Below are 20,276 nucleotides of genomic sequence, written 5' to 3'. Positions count from 1 at the left end.
TCATTAACTTCCTTGCACCAAACGGCGTGCACTGATAATGCCTGGTTGCTGTTCAAGACGTGCTAACAACTTAGACAACTGTGCCAAACCTTTTACTTCAATCAACAGCTTCATATTAGCAATACCATCACTTTCAGAGATTGTATTCACCTGACGAATATTGATTTGATCAGAGAAAATCACTTGGGTTAAGTCTTTTAACAAACCACGGCGGTCATAAGCTTCAACCACAATTTGTACACTTTGACCACGGGTTGGCTGCATTTCCCAATCGGCTTCGACAGCACGTTCGGGTTCTTGACCAATCATACGCACATAGTCAGGACAAGCGACTTTATGAATACTCACACCACGATTCAAAGTAATGTATCCCGCAATCGACTCCCCATGTACGGGCTGACAGCACTGTGCAACGTGTAATTCCACGTTATCCAGTCCATCAATCAAAATACCATGCGCAGATAAGGTATGACTCGCACGCGGATTCAATGTTGGTTTAAGCACCAGCTCAGGTTCATCCTGATCCAGATGCATATGACGGTTTACCTGATTGATTAAGGCATGCAGGCTAATATCACCATTCACTAAACCAATTAAGATATCCTCGCCTAATTTCACATTGAAATGGTTGCAGTAATCATTCAAATCAATGCTTTTTGGATGAATCGCAAGACGTGATAATTCTTTATTTAGAATTTCACGCCCCACTTCCAAATTCTTGCTACGGTCTTGCTGACGGAACCAATGGCGTAACTTGTCACGAGCACGTGCTGTCTTGATATAACCCAGTGAATTCACCAACCAATCACGGTTCGGCTCACGGTCTTTCTTGGTTAAAATCTCAACTTGCTCGCCAGTTTTTAGCGTATAAGTCAAAGGAACATAGCGTTGGTTTACACGTGCCGCATAGCACTTGTTACCCACTTCGGTATGTACATGATATGCAAAATCTAGAACTGTCGAGCCACGTGGTAGTTCTTTAATATCACCATCACGACTGAACACATAGATTTTCTCAAAATCTTCGAACTCTTGTATTTGTTCAAAGTTTTCCGAGTCTTCTTCATCCTTATGCGCACTAGCATCATTACGTTCTTGATAATGTTCAAGTACCGCACGAAGCGAGTGTAGACGATGATTAAATGAATAATCGGTCGTCTTCGAACCTTCTTTATAGTTAAAGTGCGAACATACCCCAAGCTCAGCTTCTTCATGCATGTTTTTGGTACGAATCTGCACTTCTAGCGATTTATTTTCTGCAATGACTGCGGTATGAAGCGAACGATAGCCATTAGCTTTAGGGTTAGTAATATAGTCGTCAAACTGATGCGGGATGTGACGCCAAATTTGATGCACAATACCCAATGTGTGATAACACTCAGGTACGCTATCCACTAATACACGAACTGCACGAATATCGTAAAGCTGATCAAAACTCAGGTTCTTACTTTTCATTTTTCGATAAATCGAATAAATGTGTTTCACCCGACCATTAATTTCGGCCACGATGTCATGATCAAGCAATTCTTTGCGTAATTTATCGGTTACAAACTGAATATATTGCTCACGCTCTAGACGTTTTTCATTTAATAAAGATGCAATTTCCTTATAACGTTCAGGCGCTAAATAGCGGAACGCTAAATCTTCCAGTTCCCACTTTAACTGTGCAATGCCAAGTCGATGTGCCAGTGGTGAGTAAATGGTTAAAATTTCTCGTGCTACACGTTCTTGACGCTCTTTTGACGAATGCGCCAATTCACGTAAGGCATAAGTACGTTCAGAAAGTTTGATTAATACAACACGAACATCTTCCGTCACCGAAATCAACATTTTATAAATGCCGGTTAAATGTTCACGCTGGTTATTATTAAAATGATCTTCGAGGCGCTTATTCTGCTCAATCAATTCAGAAAGTTTACCCATTGCAAGCGTGCCTTTCACCAAAGCATGAACTTGCTCACCAAACTGGGTACGTACTTCTTCCAAACTGGTTACACCTTCACGCACCGAACGATATAACATCGCTGCGGATAAAGTATCTTCATCTACATACAGATGCGCCAAAATATCCGCCATTTCAATACCGGTATAAAAGGTGTTGGAACGATGACTCACCGTGGTTTCGAGTTCTTTTTGCAAGGTCAGATTCGCAACTTCTCTGAGTTGCTTCAATGGAGCTCCGTCAAACATACCACTGACACGCTCCAACCATTCGGCTAGATCATGCTGTGCTTGCTCGGCATGTTCTACAGTCGCTTCCTGTGACAACTCATTGAGACGTCCAGGCAGCTGTTCACGTACTGTGACCATACCCTACTCCTACTTTTCTACGCTTCATATCTCTAATCGTTTATCTGATTTTCTTTTTCGAACAAAGCAATCGATTCGACATGCCCTGTATGGGTAAACATGTCCATGACACCCGCTTTTTTCAAACGGTAGCCTTGTTGTACCAACATCCCGGCATCACGCGCAAGGGTTGCTGGATTACATGACACATAAACGATTCTATTTGCACCAAATTTGGGCACATATTGCATAACTTCCTCCGCACCGGAGCGCGGCGGGTCAATCAATAATGCATCAAATCCCTGTTTTGCCCAAGAATGATGCGAAAAATCTTTTGTTAAATCTTGTGAATAAAATTTTACTTGAGAAAGGCCATTGTTTTGTGCATTTTCTGCACCACGTTGCACCATTTCCTCACTACCCTCAACGGCAACAACTGAACCAGCCTCTCCCACAGATTTTGCCAGTGGTAAAGAAAAATTCCCTAAACCACAGAACAGATCAAGAACGCGTTCACCCTGTTGTAACTGAAGCAAATCACATGCCAGTTTCACCATTTGTGGATTAATCGTTGAATTCACTTGCGTGAAGTCTTGAGGATTAAAGCCAAATTCTACATTAAAGTCACTTAGACCATAGTGCAGACGCATCGCTGCCGATGGATCATCAACACGGTGTAGGCTATCAGGGCCTTCAGGTTGTAAGTAAAGCTGCCATCCCTTCTGTAACGCAAATTTCTTAAATTGGTTGACATCTTCTGCACAAAGTTCAGCCGTATGTCGAACCAATAGCGCAATCTCTTGATCGCCCATGGCCAATTCAATATGCCCAATGTCAGCCTTACCAGCTAAACGTTGTAATAACTGTTTAAGTGTCGTCAATGAACCAAATTCACGATCAAGCACCATACAACGATCAATCGAAGTCAGTTTATTGGATTGGCTTTCACGGAAGCCCACCACCAATTTATCTTTCGCAGGTAGGTATCGCACGCCGATACGTGCTTTACGACGGTAATCTTCACGCTGTGAACGTAGTGGCGCTAACCATTCTTCAGGTTGAATACCAGCAAAATGTTCAAGATGTGATTTCAGTACTTCTTGTTTTAAACGAATTTGTTCATCTGGATGAATATGCTGCATGCTACAGCCACCACACACTCCATAATGCGGACAGGCTGGCTCAACACGCATCTCAGAGGCGTCGCTTAATAATTCGAGACTGTCGGCTTCTTCAAGACGTTTTACGACATTGGTAATACGCGCGCGTACGGTTTCACCCGGTAAAGCATAACGAATAAACACTTTTTTACCGTGTTTTTCTATAGGATGCTCAGGATGTGTTCCAAAGTGCGCAATGCCACGCCCCTCATGTGAAAGCGACTCAACCTGAAATGTATAAATGGGCTGTTGGGCTTTTTGGGGCTTGGCTCTATGTTTCATGCGTACCTAATGTGTGTGAGATGGGAAATCTGATTGAGTAAATTCGGTACGTTGCGAAGTTTGCTGCCATACCGATAAAAAGTCAGCGTGTTGCGGCTGAGTATTTAAATATTGAATCGTGCTTTGAATCATGTGCTGATGATCATTCAGCAGTAACTGTCCTTTCAACAATAGCCAGCGCAAATATATCAGCCATGTATTCAACACATCACCTTCACAATAGCTGGTCAGCTCCATCCAGTGTTCATTTTGAACATATGCAGGAACATGATAGCCACCGTCACCACGCTTCCCAGGGAAGCCAAGTAAATGTGCTGTATCATCGAGCTTTTGAAAATGACGGCCATGGAACATTGCCATGACATCCATTAAATCAATATGACGATGATGATAACGATTCTGGTAGTTATTATACCGCTTTTGCGTATCAATCTCGCCCTGATCGAACAAACTTGGTGCAGATAAGCCGTGATACATGGCACGAAATAAAATGACCGGTAAATCAAATTGCGAACCATTCCAACTGACCAGCGTTGGGTGACGCTTTTCAAAAATCGAAACGAATTTTTTTAAAATTTCAGCTTCGCTGTTGTCTTCTCGGCTAAATGAAAACAACTTCATGCCTTTTTCATCAATCCACAGACCTGAAATACAAACAATTTCATGCAGCGCCAAACGTTGAAAATCAGTACCCGCTTCTTGACGGCGTAATTTCGTCAACGCAGCGTCAAGATCTGCCTCAGGCAAATCTAGCCCGTACAAATGCGCCCCAGATTTTAAATCGGTGAGTGTTTCGATATCAAAAATTAAAACAGGTAAACGCATGAGTACTCACCAGTGGAATTGCAATCGCAATTATTCAGGATCTACAACAGAGAACAAACCAGTCGACAAATAACGATCGCCACGGTCACAAACGATACAAACAATTACTGCATCTGGGTTTTCTTCAGCCAGTTTAATCGATGCCCACACTGCACCACCAGACGATGTTCCTGCACTGACACCTTCTTTACGTGCAAGACGACGTGCAGTTTTTTCTGCCTCAATTTGTGGAATATCCATAATACGGTCAACGCGTGATGGATCAAAAATTGTTGGCAAATATTCTTGCGGCCAACGGCGGATACCTGCAATGTTTGAGCCTTCAGAAGGTTGTAAACCAACAATTTGAATCTCTGGGTTTTGTTCTTTTAAATACTTTGAAATCCCCATGATGGTACCCGTTGTACCCATTGAGCTGACAAAGTGCGTAATTTTACCGCCAGTTTGTTTCCAAATTTCTGGGCCAGTAGTTAAATAATGCGCTTCCACATTATCCGGATTACCAAACTGGTTGAGTACCAAACCTTGACCATCTTTTTCCATTTGAAGCGCAAGATCACGTGCCTCTTCCATGTTTTCAGATTCAATCAGCTCAGCACCGTAAGCGCGCATTGCATCTTTACGTTCCTGACTTGAGCTTGCTGGCATAATTAATGTCATTTTATAGCCACGCATTGCAGCAACCATTGCCAAAGCAATACCTGTATTTCCGCTCGTCGCCTCAATTAATGTATCACCCGGTTTGATTTGGCCACGCTTTTCAGCTTGCATAATCATGTTATACGCGGGACGGTCTTTGACCGAACCTGCTGGGTTATTGCCTTCTAACTTGGCTAATACTGTTGCTTGAGTGTGACTTGCCAGACGCTGTAAACGCACTAACGGAGTATTTCCGACGTAATGGTCTAATAAAAAATCATCTGCTTGAAAATCAGGGGTTGTGTTACTCATTATGTGTACCTATATCGAGGTGCGCCTATTGTATGAAAAAATACCTGAGCCTGCACCCATTTGACTGGCTTTTTCGTCAAAGTGATTAAAGCGCAATCAGTTTTAAATAATCCATGCTAATATTCGGTGCATAAGGAATAAACTGCTTAAATCATGTCAAATATCAACAAAAAGCTTTTTAAACGCCTGCACTTAAATCATGCTTATGGACAGCTGATTGCACTGATTTTCGTGCCGATCACGATATTGGCATGTGTAGGTGCCATGTTGGTAATTACTGAAACGTCTAATGCAGCAAAAGCGCAGCAACGTCAAATGGCAATTGCAATTTTGACGCGTTATCAGCAAACCTCTGAATCTACCGTCGACCTCCTTAACCATTACCCTTGGCAATTTGACCAAGCTCGTAATGCCATGCAAAACATGCTGAATGAAAAGCATCTGATTCGCGCTGCTATTTTAGATGTACAAGGTCATAACCGCCTGAGCATTGGCTTTCAAGACCAAGACCTTTGGCCTAAATTTGATAATAAAAGTTCTTTTGTCGGTCCAATAGCCCATAACGACAATCATGTTTATGCGCTCAAAATTACAGATGCCAACGAAACGCCTGCTTGGTTATCTATTGAATTAGATAATCAACCACTTCAAATTGCACACTACCGTGTTTTGATTGTCTTAATCGCTACAGGTTTACTGACCTTATTGTTGTTATTGCTGTGCCTGAATTTCTATTCACGTCGCTGGATTGCCCCGATGTATGAAATCCGCATGCAATTACAACGCCTGAATGCAGACACCCTCAATCAGCACATGGTAATTAACAGTACCGGTGAATTACGCTTACTTCAGCGTGACATTGCTAACGTCGTAAAACGCCTGCATTTTAGCTTTTTAGAATTACGTGAGCATACTGAACAAACTGAGGATGATCTACGTCGTACCCTCGATACCTTAGAAGTTCAAAACATTACTTATCGCCAAGCACGTGACCAAGCAATTCATGCGAATCAATCCAAATCGGTTTTCTTAGCCAATATTTCACATGAACTACGCACACCACTCAACAGTATTGATGGTTTTATTCATCTGTTATTACGTCAAGGCAACCTCAGTAATGAACAAAATCTCTATCTACAAACGATTCGTAAATCGTCAGCGCATCTACTCGCTTTAATTAATGATGTATTAGATTTCTCAAAAATTGATGCTGGAAAATTAGAACTCGAAACAGCACAGTTTGACTTAGAAGAAGCGGTCTTTGATGTCATGGATATGTTGTCGCCGTTGGCTGCACAGAAACATATTGATATGACCTTCTACTATGCAGACAACGTCCCGAAATATGTGGTCGGCGATGCCCTACGCTTTAAGCAGATTTTGACCAACTTAACCTCAAATGCCATCAAATTCACTCCAGATGGTGAAATTATTGTCCGTGTGCGTATGGAGCATGATGACATCGGTCAATGCTTACTGCACTTTAGCGTTCAAGACAGCGGCATTGGCTTAAGCGGTACGGATCGTAAAAAACTGTTTGAATCCTTCTCGCAAGGTGATGCCTCGGTCACTCGTCAATTTGGTGGAACAGGACTCGGACTGGCAATTTCAAAACAATTGGTAAGCCTTATGCATGGGCAAATTGGCTTTGAAGACAACCAAGAACGTGCACCGACCGAAAAAGGTTCAACCTTCTGGTTCACTGCCCGCTTTAGTGTCGATGATGATATTGAAATTGTTCATCCACAGTTTAGCCATTTGCAAGTAGTGTCCTATTTAGCACACCCTGCCACAGCGAATGTACTTCGTCATTATTTAGAAGATTATGATGTGCAGCACATTGAAACGCAGTCAATTTTAGATTTGTTTAGCCGACTCAATCAACTGCAAAGCAATGAAAACACTTGGCTGATTGTCGATCATAGTGGTGACTCTGAAGCCTTATTGAAAGAAATTCGTAACCGTTATACCGGCAATTTAGCCATGTACGGTTATCAAATGATGCTTGATCCAAACATGTTGAATGAGTACCGAGCTCGTCCATTGCACCAACCGCTCAGTCGTACTGCGTTAGTTCAACTTTTGAGTAATGAACCATGGTTCGATCAAGAACAACATGAAGAATTCAATGGGCAAGGTTTACACATTTTGGCGGTGGATGATCATCTACCCAACTTAATTGTACTTGAAGCCTTACTTTCAGAATTAAATGTCAAAACCACAAAAGTGCTCAGTGGGCAAGAAGCCATTGAAGTTATTCAATCACGACATGAACAAAATTTATCGGCTTTCGATCTGGTCTTTATGGATATTCAAATGCCAGTCATGTCTGGTATTGATACTACACGAGCGATTCGCTCTTTAGAGTCGACATTTGAAGAACATAAACGCTTGCCAATTATTGCGCTTACTGCTCATGCCCTGTCAGATGAAAAACAAAAGCTGCTGCAAAGTGGTATGGATGACTATGTGACGAAGCCAATTCAGATGGATCAGATTATTCAAATATTGACGCAGTGGACAACAGAAAATTTCAAAAAAGCCAAAGGTTTAGAACGTAACTCTGTCATCGAAGCGTTAGAACCAAGCATTTTAGATTGGCAACAAAGCTTACAATTGGCTGCGAATAAAGAAGATCTTGCGATCGATTTACTAAAAATGCTGGTGGACAGTTTTGAGCAAGAAAAAACTGAAATGGCACAGCTCATTGACGATGAAGATTTTCCTCAATTAGAGCATGTACTACATCGTTTATATGGCGCAACACGTTATGTCGGTGCACCAACACTGCAAGAAGTTTCGGGTAATTTTGAACAATTCGTTTCGACATTACGCAAAGAACGTCGTAAAGCAGACGAAAGCTTTATTCAAGAAACCTTGCAACGTTTTGATGAACTCAATGCCGTGATGTTGCAAGTTGAACATGCAGCACAACAAATTTTAGCCAAACAAAACCAATAATTTTTAAACCTGAAAAAACAGTGCAGGCTTCAAACTCAAGTGACTGCACTGTCATCTATCAGACTAAACTGCATGCTATGCTCGGCGCAGAAACAACAAGAGTAAATACCATGGCTTTATTACGTATCGAAAAAAATAATGGCATTGCAACGGTTTATCTCAACCGTCCAGACAAACGTAATGCAATGAGTTTTGCATTGTTAAAGGAATTAGTGAGCACAGCTGAAAAACTAAAAAAAGATCGCAGCTTACGCTGTGTAGTTTTAACAGGTGAAGCTCAGGTTTTTAGCGCAGGTATTGATCTAGCTGATCTGAATGACCCTAAAAATCGTGCGTTTGCAGCATGGGAGCTGATTAAACCAGGCCAAAGCTTATTTCAAAAAGCGTTCCTGATTTGGCAACAACTCCCTGTACCAGTAATTGCGGCACTTGAAGGCTTTTGCTTCGGAGCTGGCATGCAATTGGCATTAGCAGCAGATATTCGTATTGCCCATCCTGATACTAAAATGTCGATTATGGAAAGTCGTTGGGGTTTGGTTCCGGACATGGGCTTAACCCGTTCGCTTAAAGGCCTAATTGGGTTGGATTTGGCGAAAGAGTTGACTTTAACTGCTCGAATATTTGATGGTCAATATGCCAAAGAAATTGGATTGGTGACACATTTAAATGAAACACCCTTGGCACAGGCTCAAATTTTGGCTGAAGAACTCTCTCAGCGCTCTCCTGATGCTTTGGCCGCAACCAAACAAGTATTAGACGCGATGGAACATAATCCAAAACGCTCACTGCGCTTAGAAAAAATTTGGCAATTTAAATTATTGATGGGCAAAAACAGTCAGTTAGCCCGTAAAAAGGATAAGAACCCAGAGGTTCAGTTTTTGCCGCGCCAATATAAGTAAACTATGTATGACTGGATAGATTGAGAATAAAAATGGCTTTTGATCGAAATACCAAAATTGCATTCCTTGGCATGGGTCTCATGGGAAGTCGGATGGCAACACGTTTGATTCAAGCAGGTTTTGAAGTTGCAGTCTGGAATCGTAGCGCTGCCGCTTGCGATGAGCTGGTTGCGATAGGTGCGACGCCATTATCCCTTGATCAAATCGCCCACTATCCCGTCATCCTCAGTTGCCTTGCAGATGACTATGCTGTTGCTGCAGTCTATGCACAAATCGCGCCGTACTTAAGTCCGAACCAAGTCATCGTGGATTTTTCAAGCCTATCGGTCAATCAAACATTGGATTTGGCCGCACAAGCAAAAACTAAAAATGTCATTTGGATCGATTCCCCTGTTTCAGGTGGAACGGCTGGTGCAGAGCAAGGAACATTGGTTATCTTCGCTGGTGGTGATGCACAAACCATTGATGATCTCAGCTTAATCTACAATGTTTTATCTCAACGCGTCACCCGAATGGGAGAAACTGGTACAGGACAAGCCACCAAGATTTGTAATCAATTGATTGTTGCTGCAAATAGTACCTTAATTGCTGAAGCCGTTGCCCTTGCATCACAAGCAGGTGTCGATACAACTTTACTTGCACCTGCCCTTGCAGGTGGCTTTGCAGATTCCAAACCGTTTCAAATATTAACGCCACGTATGGCCAGTCATCAATTTGAACCGGTGCAATGGAAAGTGCAGACTTTGTCGAAAGATTTGAACAATGCGGTACAGCTTGCTGCTCAATTTAATCTAGATATACCCGTCGCGACTTTGGCTCTTTCACAGCTCAAAGCACATCAAAATAATGGCTATGCTGAAAAAGATTTAGCCACAGTGATTGAACACGTTGAATGTAAAAAATCATGAGTGAATTGACCGACTACATGGATAAAAGGATCTAAACATGACCAAGCTCGCTGTGAATTTATCAATGATTTTCACTGAAGTTCCGTTATTAGAACGCTTTGTTTTAGCACGTGAACATGGCTTTAAATACATCGAAATTCAGTTCCCTTATGAACTGAGCATTGAGAAAATTCAAACACAATTAACCCTAAATGATTTGAGTTTATGTCTGATCAATGTTCCAGCAGGCGACTTAATGCAAGGTGGTGACGGGCTTGCCGGTGTGCCTGGTCGCGAAAATGAATTTTACCAAGCGTTAGAGCTATGTATTCGTTATGCAACAGCGCTCAATGTCCCAAGTGTAAACATTTTGGCGGGGAAGCAACCACAAGATGCTGACCTATTGCCTTGTTTAAATACCTTATCCACTAATTTAAAATTAGCGTGTCATATGCTGGTCGAACATCAAATTCAGCCAGTCTTTGAAATGATTAATGGCACAGATATGCCACGTTTCTTGGTGCAAAATATTGCTCAAGCACAAGAAATGCTTGAAGCTGTACAACATCCTGCTTTAAAGATGCAATATGACTGCTACCACATGGCCATGATGGGTGAAGATATTTTAAGTAGTCTGGCTGAAAATATTGATGACATTGGACATATCCAATTTGCGGATTGCCCAGGCCGTCATGAACCAGACTCTGGGCAAATCGCCTATGCACAAATTTTTAAATGGCTCAATCAAAGCGAATATGCAGGATATGTCGCAGCAGAATATCGTCCACGTTCCAACTCGTCGCACTCTTTTGCATGGAAAGACAAATACTTCCAGAACTGAGCGTTAAATTTGAAGAGGGTTGATTTGAAATTCAGCAACAAAACCGCTATATTAGATCCTGAAAAATTGTCAGGAAATCATACCCTCTATGAATTTAGAACCATCGCCCAGCGCTTCTAATTCTCACGATCTCGCAAACAAGCAAATCAAAGACGTGCAAACTTGCCTAGCTGTTGTACGTGAAGCACTTGAAGATGTAAAAGCCAAAGATATTGTTTCTCTCGATATCAGCACAATCAGCAATGTAGCAGATGCGATTGTTATTGCGAGCGGTACTTCAACTCGTCATATTAAGTCTCTTGCAGACAACGTGGCAGAAGAAGCACGTAAAGCCGGCTTCCGCCCGATTGGCGTTGAAGGTGAACGTGATGCAGAATGGATCCTGATTGATCTCGGTTTTGTAGTGGTACATGTGATGTTACCTACAGCACGTAAATTCTACGATCTTGAAAGCTTATGGCGTACAGCTCCAGAAACTGTAGCTTAAGTTGTCAATAAAAAAAGCGACCGAATTCGGTCGCTTTTTTTATGTCTCATGGGTTGAGTAATGAATGCCTCTCCTAGTTACTAGGACATTAAAGCAACTGATGTAAATCCACTTCTGGGAAATTAGCTTTAATTTTCAGCTTGGTCTGAGCATAAACCTGATCTGCACGCATAGGGCCATAAAACTCGCAAAACACCTCATAAATGCAGGTCAATACTTTTGCATAACTGGTTAGTGGCAGAAACTCCACAAATGATGCCGTATTAATTTGTGCATTGGCTGCAACGGCCAGCCCTATCTGCTCAATTTGTTCAATCACTTCCTGATTAAAGTCATTTACATCTGCCAGCTTGGTACTTTGTAAAACCGCATCTGTAAATGCTAAAAAAGCGTCACTGATGGTATCGGCAACCAATGCCTCAAATTGTTCATTTTCTTTCGGTTTTTCAATCCGTAATAGTGCTTGCTTCTCTAGAGTAGATAACTCATACAAAACTTGCTTAAGCATGTCTTTTCGATAAAAGCGTAATTCTTCCGTCGTACAGATATCATTTAAAAAGCGATTCAATACAAAGGATGGTTTCATGCTGTACTGCTGCTCCCAATGCAGTAATGCACCTTGCAACATATTGCCCTGTAAATATTGTTGTAAGCCTTTTTCCAGTGCTTCACGGCGCTGTGCCAAATTTAACAGTTCAGTACTCATTTACTTCACTCCTAATCAGTGACGTCTAGTCATATCATCAGTTTCGAAAGTGACATCTTTTTGAAACTCTGGATAAGACAATTCAGCATGTTCGGTATAGTCCAAACCACGTTGCTCATGTTGCTTACTGACACGCAGCCCACCCATCAATTTATCCAAGACTTTAAATACAATAAATGCCACCCCAAAGCCCCAAGCAAAAGCCACCAACACCCCTAGCCCTTGTATTGCAATGACATCGCTATTGAACATGTTATTTTCAAGAAATAGCCCTGCTGCTAATGTGCCCCATGCCCCGCAAAATCCATGGACAGTCACAGCATCAACCACATCATCCAGTTTAAGTTTCTCCATCAGCATAGGTAAAAAGGTCACTAGCACCCCAGCGCATAAACCTGTGACTACCGCATAAATTGGCGACATAGTGGCACAGCCTGCGGTAATTGCGACCAAACCACCCAGTGAAGAATTAATCGTGCTACGAATCAAAATCGCTTTCGAACGAATTAGGCTCAGCAACATATAAGTAACCGCAGCGGCACATGCAGCAAGATGTGTATTTAAGGCGATACGACCCACACTTACACCGGCATTGATTGTCGAGCCAGCATTAAAACCGAACCAAGCCAACCACAAAATAAAACCACCTAAAGCGACTAATGGTAAATTATGGCCTGGCAAGTAATGGCTTTGACCATTGCGACCAAAACGTCCTAATCGCGGCCCCAATACAATAATTCCAGCTAGTGCAACCCAACCACCCATAGAGTGCACAACGGTTGAACCGGCAAAGTCAATAAACCCCAAAGCCTTTAACCAACCATCACCACCAAAAAGTCCGCCCCAAGCCCAACTGCCAAAAATTGGATATATCACACCAGAAACCACTGCCGCACTGACCACATAGGCCACGAAGTGAATACGCTCCGCCATTGCACCACTAGCAATGGTGGTTGCTGTTGCTGCAAACATCATTTGGAAGAACAGTAGATTCCAGTGCCAGTCATCCATTTGGTCAGGTGCGAAATGACTCAAACCAAACCACCCTGTACTGTTTACACCAAACATCAAACCAAAACCGACTAACCAGAACACCAAGCCCCCCAAGCATGCATCCATATAATTCTTCATGAGCACATTCACGGTATTTTTACTGCGGACAGAGCCGCTTTCAATCATGGCAAAACCCGCTTGCATGAAGAACACCAAAATACCTCCTAGCACCACCCAAATACTATCGAGTGAAATGCGAATTTCTTGAATATTACTGGCCATTTGTGGATCTGCTGACCAAGTTTGTGATGCAGTTAAACTCAACATCAATGCAAGCAAGTATGCTTTTTTCATGATTATTCCCCCAAGAATAATCCTACTTTGCAAAACAGATGCCAAATTTCAGACAAATAAATATATTTCAATCAGTTGCCGCAAAACATAAGCTGCTAAGGGGCTAACAAACAGCACTTTTTCGCACCATGGGTCAGAACAGCGCATAATAATTGGGTGGTATTTAATCTTTTGCATTCATTTGAAACATCAACTTTTTATGGTGCAATTTAATGCGCCTTTTTAGTGATCAATCACGTGCATATGCTCAACATAATTTTTCGAATCTCACAGCCATTTAGTAGATATAAAAAAACCACCCGAAGGTGGTTTAATCTCTCTCAATCCCTCTTTATGTAAGGGAAGAAATCAAATCCCCCTTTATAAAAGGGGGATTTACGAGGTTTGTATTAGTGTCCGCCGCCATTAATCGCTTTGGTCATATCTTCCACAACTTTCTTGGCATCACCAAAAATCATCATGGTCTTATCGTTATAGAACAAGTCATTGTCTAGACCCGCATAACCTGTTGCCATAGAACGTTTGATCACCATGATGGTACGTGCTTTATGTGCTTCCAAAATTGGCATGCCATAAATTGGAGAACTTGGGTCATCTTTTGCTGCTGGGTTGACAACGTCGTTTGCACCAATCACCAGCACAACATCTGTTGCTGGAAAGTCAGAGTTAATCTCGTCCATTTCCAAAATGTCTTCATACGCAACGTCTGCTTCAGCAAGTAACACGTTCATATGACCTGGCATACGACCAGCGACTGGGTGAATGGCAAAACGTACTTTTACACCTTGTTCTTTTAAGATTTCACACAGTTCTTTAACCGCATTTTGTGCACGACCTTGCGCCATACCATAACCTGGTACAATCACAACGCTGTCCGCATTTGACATGAGGAAGCCAGCATCATCAGCAGAACCAGAACGATGATTACGTTGAACTTTTTCACCATTATCAGACGCTGCAACGGCTGTACCACCCATTGCACCACCAAACAATACGTTGATGATTGAACGGTTCATTGCTTTACACATGATGTAAGACAGAATCGCACCTGATGAACCAACCAGCGAACCTGCAACGATCAACATATTGTTTTCAAGCGTGAAACCAATGCCTGCTGCCGCCCAACCTGAGAATGAGTTTAGAAGTGATACCACTACTGGCATATCACCACCACCCACTGGCGCAATCCACACCCAACCAAAAGCAAGTGCAAGTACAGTCATTGCCCAGAATGCATTCATGTTACCTGTGGTGAAAAAATAGATACCACATGCCAACATTGCAAGGAAAATCAGTGCTTGAACTGGTTTAACCCAACCACCTGAAATAGTTTTTGCCCATTTCTTGGCAGCCAATTTACCGTAAGCAAAAACAGATGCTGTAAATGTAATGGCACCAACGAAGCAACCCACAAACAATTCAAATAAATGAATTTTGCTCATGTGTGCATGTTCAACATCAGCAGCCGTTAAAGCCGCTTCGTTTTCAGCAAATAACGCAGTAAGTTGGTTGTTATGTAGAATTGCAGCAATCGCAATCAGTACAGCAGCCAGACCGACCAACGAGTGCATCAGAGCCACAGTTTCAGGCATTTGAGTCATTGGAACCGTACGTGCACGTGCAATACCAACCACAGCGCCCAATACCATTGCGCCAACAATCATCCAAATGACAGGATGATCCGCCACAAAGAATGTTGTCAAAACCGCAATCGCCATTGCGATCATACCGTATCGGTTACCCTGAATCGCAGTTTTAGGACCTGACAAACCACGAAGCGTTAAGATAAAAAGAACGGCACCAATCAGGTAGAACCAATCCGCATACTCTCGAATAAATTCCATCAATTAACCCTCTTTTTTCTTTTGCTTAGGTTTGAACATTTCAAGCATGCGCGCAGTAACTGCGAAACCACCAAAAATGTTGATACTTGCAAGGAATACGGCAATCGCACCCAAGATACTCACAGCATTAATGCTTTGAAATTGAACGCTTGCATCCACAATGCCAGGTATGCCGACAGTTTGAATCATCGCACCCACAACAATAATTGAAGACAGTGCGTTCGTTACCGCCATTAAAGGCGTGTGCAGTGCAGGCGTAACACCCCAAACCACGTAGTAACCGACAAAGATTGCAAGGACAAAAATAGTAATCGTTTCAACCATGATGATTCTCCTTAACCACGTTTCAGCAGCACTTGGCCGCCATGAGTGACAAGTAGTGCTTTTTGAATTTCTTCCTCTGGATTGATGGCAAAGTTTTTCTCGCTATCAAACATGGTATCTACAAAATTCAAAACGTTACGTGCATACAGTGCCGATGCTTCTGTCGCCACTGTAGAAGGAATATTTGGAATACCAAGAATTTTCACGCCATTGGCTGTCATGACATTTTCGCCACAGACTGAACCTTCAACGTTACCGCCGGTTTCCACCGCCATATCAAGAATGATTGAACCCGGTTTCATTTTGGCAACAGTTTCAGCTTTAATCAGACGAGGCGCATCACGGCCTGGCAACAACGCAGTGGTAATCACGATATCGGCATTTGAAACTGCTTTATCCACAATGATTGCTTGATCGCGGATATATTCTTCACCCGGCATCCAGCCATAACCATTTTTTGCTGCATCAGCTGCTTTTTGCTGTTCTTCAGCAGACATTGGTACGTCTAACCATTTACCGCCAAGTGATTCCACTTGATCACGTGCTGTAGGACGTAAATCAGTTGCTTCAACCACTGCACCTAAACGTTTCGCCGTTGCAATTGCCTGTAAGCCCGCAACACCCACGCCCATAATCACGACACGTGCAGGTTTCACTGTACCCGCTGCAGTCATTAACATTGGGAACATACGTTGATATTCAGCACCTGCAAGCAACACAGATTTATAACCTGACAAGTTGGCTTGAGAAGACAATACGTCCATGTTTTGTGCACGAGATAAAGTACGTGGCAAAAGTTCCAATGCAAATGCAGACACGTTTTGTGCCGCAAATTGGTCAAGTTCGGTGTTGCGGTAAGGGTCAAACATTGCAACCACAGTTGTGTTTGCTGCAAGTTTTTGAATTTCGTCACCCTTCGGTGCACGTACTTTCAAAATAATTTGACTACCGGTATAGGCATCATCCGTAATTTTGGCACCGACTTGTTCATAGGCACTATCGATATAAGCGGCTTTAACACCAGCATTACGTTCAATAACCACGCTATGGCCAGCGCTGATCAATTTTTTTACTGTTTCAGGCGTCGCAGCGACGCGATTTTCACCGACAACAGTTTCGGCTGGAATTCCGATCTGCATGAGCGTTCCTCAAGCTAATTTTTCTTAAGTAAACATCGCTACCTGCGATGTCTCCCCTCAGGATGTATTTTTGTACAATTTTTGGATTCTAATTGAACTTTTCTAAAATACTACCCAATATTTATTTAATAAATGACCATATTTTGAACTCATGATTCATGAAAATAATGATGCGATATCTCAATTATTCAGATTTATTGGTTCATTTATGCGTATTTTTTATACTAACTATAACTTTTAGAACTGTTTTGATGATTTAAACATCACTATTTCTACTAACTAGGATCTTGCCATTTAACAATGGTTGATCTTTTTGACAATTCTCACTTCTAAAACGACCGATAATTCATCTTTAAAATTCAATTCAAGCACTGATAAACAACCACTTCGTTTAAAATTTAACGAGGCGTTGACCTTTCTGACATTTTAGACCCGCATAGCCTCATCTATTTTTGACCGACTCAAATGGGTTATGTGTCAGAATAGTCATTCCAATTGTTTAGCATGAATAGCGCATTTTTTGATGCTAATTTATGCAATGTGGTGAAACAGTGTTCATTGGTCTTAAGTCTAAGAATTTAAAATATTGGCTTAAAAAAAATTTTCATCAACATTTTATAGCATGATGGGCGTGTATTTTTTTTCGGCTAAAATCCAGTTAATGCACCATTAAGGTGCAATCACAAAATACTATTCAAGATATCTGTTCGACATGACTTCTACGTTCATTTTTCTAAAACATAAAACATTGTCATTTCTCTCGACAATTCAAATTAAATACACGTGCAATGCACGAAATGTAGGCTAAAACAAGGAATAGAACCTATTCTTTTTTTGCATTTATCATCTGTACTGGCATTTTTTATAATGAGAAAAAACGCATCCCACTCATTTAAAAATTAAGATGTTTTTTGACTTTTAAAGCCTTCAGGAAGTTTAAAGATGATATCGAAAACGCTTCGTCCGCACTCCATCGGTGCAAGTTGTGCGATCGCGGCAGCGTTTTTATTTAGTACAAAAGCGATTTTCATCAAACAAGCATATGCCTTATCTCCTTTAGTCGATGCCACCTTATTAATGGCGTTACGTATGGCGAGCGCATTGCCATTTTTTCTTATCATTGCATGGTACAGTCGCCAGCGTTATCACAGTATTACAGCGAAAGATTGGGCATTACTCATATTATCGGGATTAATGGGCTATTATTTTTCCAGCTGGTTAGACTTTCGTGGGCTGATGTACATCAGTGCATCTTTAGAGCGCATTATCTTATTTCTTTATCCCACCTTGACGGTCATCGCATCTGCAGCGATTTATAAAAAACCATTAGGCTTAAAAGCCATTTTGGCCATTATTCTGAGTTATGGCGGTACCGTTTTAGTCATGCTGCAAGAGCAAAGTCATACGCCGCATGATGCTAATTTTTGGTTGGGCGCTAGCTTGGTTTTTGCCAGTGCAATCTTGTTCTCAATCTATTTACTCCTTACCCCACGCCTGATGCAAAAATTTGGCTCTCTGCATTTTACTGGTTTGGCACTGAGCATTGCTTGTATTGGCATGATGCTACATTTTTGGATTGCAACCCCGGAGCCATTCCAGTTATTAACTCAATTACCTTTGGGTATTTGGGGGTATGGACTAGCTCTCGGCTTACTGGTGACCGTATTACCAACGATCCTATTGATGCAAAGTATCGTCCGACTTGGCCCAGGCCAATCTGCAATGATTGCGTCAGTTGGCCCGATCCTAACCATTCTTTTGGCTGTCGCCTTACTGAATGAACATTTAAATACATGGCAATGGTTAGGCTGCATACTCAACATGCTCGGGGTCTGCATGATTACCTTGAATAAGAATAAATAAACTTTATTCATCAAAATTTTCTGCGTACCTTTTCACAGAGAAATACTTTAAGCACCGTTCTTTTTTCCTTATAGTGGGCTCACTTCGCAAGTAGAACAATATTGAGCGTATTGTTCACGCCGCAACATCTGGACAATTTTATGAATGCCTCTCTTGACATTAGCCACGATAAAACGCTGTTATGGCTTATGGCCATGGCCTGTGGTTTATGTGCCGGTGCTAATTATTATTGCCAACCATTGATTGCATCCATTCAGCACAGCTTTCAAATACCGCAGTCGCAAGTTGCTTTGACGGTAACCTTTGCACAAATATCCTATGCATTGGGTTTACTGTTCATTGTGCCATTAGGTGATATTGTCAATAAAGCCAAGTTCATTCCGTTGTTAATGTTAGGTGCAGCGATAGGTTTAGGGCTATGTGCCCTATCCACTAACTTATATATGTTGTGGATCGGCACGATTATTACAGGTCTATTCTCCGTCGCAGCGCAGGTACTGATACCTTTAGTCACGCTGGCCGTCCGTCCAGAAAAAACTGGGGCTGTGGTTGGTTTCTTGATGAGTGGGCTTCTCGTTGGCATTTTACTCTCAACCAGTTTATCTGGATTGCTGTCCAATTTAATTCATTGGAAAGCTATTTATGTCCTCAGTGCCGTTTTAATGTTGATCATTGCACTGCTGCTTAAAACGCGGCTGCCACGTGTGAGTATTATTCAAATGACCTATCTAAAAATTTTTCAATCGATGGGTCGTTTGCTGAAACAAGAGCGACGTTTAGTTTACCGCTCTTTGATTGGTGGCTGTGTATTTGCGGCGATGAGTATGCTGTTTTCCACAATTGCAATGCTCTTAACCCAGCCACCTTTTAATCTGGCAGACGTGTGGGTGGGAATTGTCACATTAGTCGGTGTGTTTGGTGCACTTTCAACACAATGGGTTGGTCGCTTAGCCGATCAAGGCTATAACACCATATTAACTTGGGTCGGTTGCACAATTTTAGCAATCAGTTGGGGACTTCTATATATAGGTGGAAATTCACTGGGCTTCTATACCATTGGCTACGGTTTAATTAGTTTAGGTTTAGCTATGGTGCATAGTTGTAATCAAAACATTATTTTCCAATTAAACCCAATTGCTCGTTCACGAATAAATTCGATTTATATGACCAGTTATTTTATTGGTGGCGCGTGTGGCTCAGCACTCGGCGTATTTGCATGGCATCACGGAGGTTGGCCGATGACGTGCTTAACAGGTTTAAGCTTAGTCTTCGCAGCGGCAATTTTTATTTTATTTGATCAGTTTCACCGTCCTCAACCTAAAGCCAACGCTGAAAGCATTTAAGTACGCCATGAATACTCAATTGCCTCAAATATGAGGCTTTTAAGTATTAAGGAATACGCAAGTTATAAATATTGATGCAGTCCCTGCTTAAGTCCAGACACTCGTTTAGACAATTATTAAATCTTAAT

The 20,276-nt window shown here is 41.9% G+C and carries 16 protein-coding genes; 7 read left to right on the top strand and 9 right to left on the bottom strand.

What is annotated here, in order from left to right:
• Positions 1 to 3: 3 nt before the first annotated feature.
• Genes FTT84_RS03605 through cysM form a run of 4 tightly spaced genes read right to left on the bottom strand, consistent with a single transcriptional unit; the run spans position 4 to position 5,507 of the window.
• Positions 4 to 2,310, bottom strand: coding sequence for a bifunctional (p)ppGpp synthetase/guanosine-3',5'-bis(diphosphate) 3'-pyrophosphohydrolase (locus FTT84_RS03605; RefSeq protein ID WP_067767831.1), 2,307 nt, complete (start codon positions 2,308 to 2,310; stop codon positions 4 to 6).
• A gap of 32 nt (positions 2,311 to 2,342) precedes the next feature.
• Complete coding sequence (gene rlmD, locus FTT84_RS03600) at positions 2,343 to 3,731, bottom strand: 23S rRNA (uracil(1939)-C(5))-methyltransferase RlmD (protein WP_180056429.1); 1,389 nt, start codon at positions 3,729 to 3,731, stop codon at positions 2,343 to 2,345.
• A 6-nt stretch (positions 3,732 to 3,737) separates the two neighbouring features.
• Positions 3,738 to 4,556 (bottom strand): 3'-5' exonuclease, encoded by an 819-nt coding sequence (locus tag FTT84_RS03595; RefSeq protein ID WP_180056430.1) that lies wholly within the window; start codon positions 4,554 to 4,556, stop codon positions 3,738 to 3,740.
• A 30-nt stretch (positions 4,557 to 4,586) separates the two neighbouring features.
• Entirely contained in the window at positions 4,587 to 5,507 is a 921-nt protein-coding gene (gene cysM / locus FTT84_RS03590; protein ID WP_067767837.1) for a cysteine synthase CysM, read from the bottom strand.
• Positions 5,508 to 5,660: 153 nt separating this feature from the next.
• On the opposite strand from cysM, the gene FTT84_RS03585 reads away from it, so the two are divergent.
• From FTT84_RS03585 to rsfS, 5 genes are all read left to right on the top strand, one after another.
• Entirely contained in the window at positions 5,661 to 8,468 is a 2,808-nt protein-coding gene (locus FTT84_RS03585) for an ATP-binding protein (RefSeq protein WP_180080028.1), read from the top strand.
• A gap of 110 nt (positions 8,469 to 8,578) precedes the next feature.
• Positions 8,579 to 9,367: a crotonase/enoyl-CoA hydratase family protein gene (locus tag FTT84_RS03580; protein WP_180080030.1), complete on the top strand. Its 789-nt coding sequence runs from the start codon at positions 8,579 to 8,581 to the stop codon at positions 9,365 to 9,367.
• A 32-nt stretch (positions 9,368 to 9,399) separates the two neighbouring features.
• Positions 9,400 to 10,275: an NAD(P)-dependent oxidoreductase gene (locus FTT84_RS03575; protein WP_180056436.1), complete on the top strand. Its 876-nt coding sequence runs from the start codon at positions 9,400 to 9,402 to the stop codon at positions 10,273 to 10,275.
• Between the two features lie 37 nt (positions 10,276 to 10,312).
• Positions 10,313 to 11,095 (top strand): hydroxypyruvate isomerase family protein, encoded by a 783-nt coding sequence (locus FTT84_RS03570; protein WP_180080032.1) that lies wholly within the window; start codon positions 10,313 to 10,315, stop codon positions 11,093 to 11,095.
• Positions 11,096 to 11,183: 88 nt separating this feature from the next.
• Positions 11,184 to 11,582: a ribosome silencing factor gene (rsfS, locus tag FTT84_RS03565; protein WP_067767854.1), complete on the top strand. Its 399-nt coding sequence runs from the start codon at positions 11,184 to 11,186 to the stop codon at positions 11,580 to 11,582.
• 88 nt (positions 11,583 to 11,670) lie between these two features.
• Here rsfS and FTT84_RS03560 read toward each other — a convergent pair whose 3' ends face one another.
• The 5 genes from FTT84_RS03560 to FTT84_RS03540 form a co-directional block, all read right to left on the bottom strand.
• Complete coding sequence (locus FTT84_RS03560; RefSeq protein WP_180080034.1) at positions 11,671 to 12,288, bottom strand: hypothetical protein; 618 nt, start codon at positions 12,286 to 12,288, stop codon at positions 11,671 to 11,673.
• 15 nt (positions 12,289 to 12,303) lie between these two features.
• A complete protein-coding gene (locus tag FTT84_RS03555; RefSeq protein WP_373684989.1) occupies positions 12,304 to 13,608 on the bottom strand; it encodes an ammonium transporter in 1,305 nt (434 codons plus the stop codon).
• Positions 13,609 to 14,024: 416 nt separating this feature from the next.
• The gene (locus FTT84_RS03550; protein WP_180080038.1) at positions 14,025 to 15,479 is read right to left on the bottom strand and encodes an NAD(P)(+) transhydrogenase (Re/Si-specific) subunit beta; all 1,455 of its coding nucleotides are present in this window, start codon (positions 15,477 to 15,479) and stop codon (positions 14,025 to 14,027) included.
• Between the two features lie 3 nt (positions 15,480 to 15,482).
• Entirely contained in the window at positions 15,483 to 15,803 is a 321-nt protein-coding gene (locus tag FTT84_RS03545) for a proton-translocating transhydrogenase family protein (protein ID WP_067767865.1), read from the bottom strand.
• An 11-nt stretch (positions 15,804 to 15,814) separates the two neighbouring features.
• A complete protein-coding gene (locus FTT84_RS03540; protein ID WP_067767868.1) occupies positions 15,815 to 16,942 on the bottom strand; it encodes an NAD(P) transhydrogenase subunit alpha in 1,128 nt (375 codons plus the stop codon).
• A 945-nt stretch (positions 16,943 to 17,887) separates the two neighbouring features.
• Here FTT84_RS03540 and FTT84_RS03535 point away from each other — a divergent pair.
• Both FTT84_RS03535 and FTT84_RS03530 read left to right on the top strand, forming a co-directional pair.
• Positions 17,888 to 18,805: a DMT family transporter gene (locus FTT84_RS03535; protein WP_373684990.1), complete on the top strand. Its 918-nt coding sequence runs from the start codon at positions 17,888 to 17,890 to the stop codon at positions 18,803 to 18,805.
• Positions 18,806 to 18,945: 140 nt separating this feature from the next.
• The gene (locus FTT84_RS03530) at positions 18,946 to 20,148 is read left to right on the top strand and encodes an MFS transporter (protein WP_180080044.1); all 1,203 of its coding nucleotides are present in this window, start codon (positions 18,946 to 18,948) and stop codon (positions 20,146 to 20,148) included.
• Positions 20,149 to 20,276 lie beyond the last annotated feature (128 nt).

This window comes from Acinetobacter sp. YH01019 (genome assembly GCF_013420285.1).
In the GTDB taxonomy this organism is placed as follows: domain Bacteria; phylum Pseudomonadota; class Gammaproteobacteria; order Pseudomonadales; family Moraxellaceae; genus Acinetobacter; species Acinetobacter gandensis.
The sequence above is the reverse complement of the archived record's forward strand: the minus strand, read 5'-3'. Positions and strand labels throughout refer to the sequence as shown.

What these genes read in the sequence shown, in the direction of transcription:
- FTT84_RS03550 (WP_180080038.1), bottom strand. Translation starts at nt 15,479, where the DNA reads ATGGAATTTATTCGAGAGTATGCGGATTGGTTCTACCTGATTGGTGCC.
- FTT84_RS03530 (WP_180080044.1), top strand. Translation starts at nt 18,946, where the DNA reads ATGAATGCCTCTCTTGACATTAGCCACGATAAAACGCTGTTATGGCTT.
- FTT84_RS03545 (WP_067767865.1), bottom strand. Translation starts at nt 15,803, where the DNA reads ATGGTTGAAACGATTACTATTTTTGTCCTTGCAATCTTTGTCGGTTAC.
- FTT84_RS03570 (WP_180080032.1), top strand. Translation starts at nt 10,313, where the DNA reads ATGACCAAGCTCGCTGTGAATTTATCAATGATTTTCACTGAAGTTCCG.
- FTT84_RS03605 (WP_067767831.1), bottom strand. Translation starts at nt 2,310, where the DNA reads ATGGTCACAGTACGTGAACAGCTGCCTGGACGTCTCAATGAGTTGTCA.
- FTT84_RS03560 (WP_180080034.1), bottom strand. Translation starts at nt 12,288, where the DNA reads ATGAGTACTGAACTGTTAAATTTGGCACAGCGCCGTGAAGCACTGGAA.
- FTT84_RS03575 (WP_180056436.1), top strand. Translation starts at nt 9,400, where the DNA reads ATGGCTTTTGATCGAAATACCAAAATTGCATTCCTTGGCATGGGTCTC.
- rlmD (WP_180056429.1), bottom strand. Translation starts at nt 3,731, where the DNA reads ATGAAACATAGAGCCAAGCCCCAAAAAGCCCAACAGCCCATTTATACA.
- FTT84_RS03540 (WP_067767868.1), bottom strand. Translation starts at nt 16,942, where the DNA reads ATGCAGATCGGAATTCCAGCCGAAACTGTTGTCGGTGAAAATCGCGTC.
- FTT84_RS03585 (WP_180080028.1), top strand. Translation starts at nt 5,661, where the DNA reads ATGTCAAATATCAACAAAAAGCTTTTTAAACGCCTGCACTTAAATCAT.
- FTT84_RS03555 (WP_373684989.1), bottom strand. Translation starts at nt 13,608, where the DNA reads ATGTTGAGTTTAACTGCATCACAAACTTGGTCAGCAGATCCACAAATG.
- cysM (WP_067767837.1), bottom strand. Translation starts at nt 5,507, where the DNA reads ATGAGTAACACAACCCCTGATTTTCAAGCAGATGATTTTTTATTAGAC.
- rsfS (WP_067767854.1), top strand. Translation starts at nt 11,184, where the DNA reads ATGAATTTAGAACCATCGCCCAGCGCTTCTAATTCTCACGATCTCGCA.
- FTT84_RS03595 (WP_180056430.1), bottom strand. Translation starts at nt 4,556, where the DNA reads ATGCGTTTACCTGTTTTAATTTTTGATATCGAAACACTCACCGATTTA.
- FTT84_RS03580 (WP_180080030.1), top strand. Translation starts at nt 8,579, where the DNA reads ATGGCTTTATTACGTATCGAAAAAAATAATGGCATTGCAACGGTTTAT.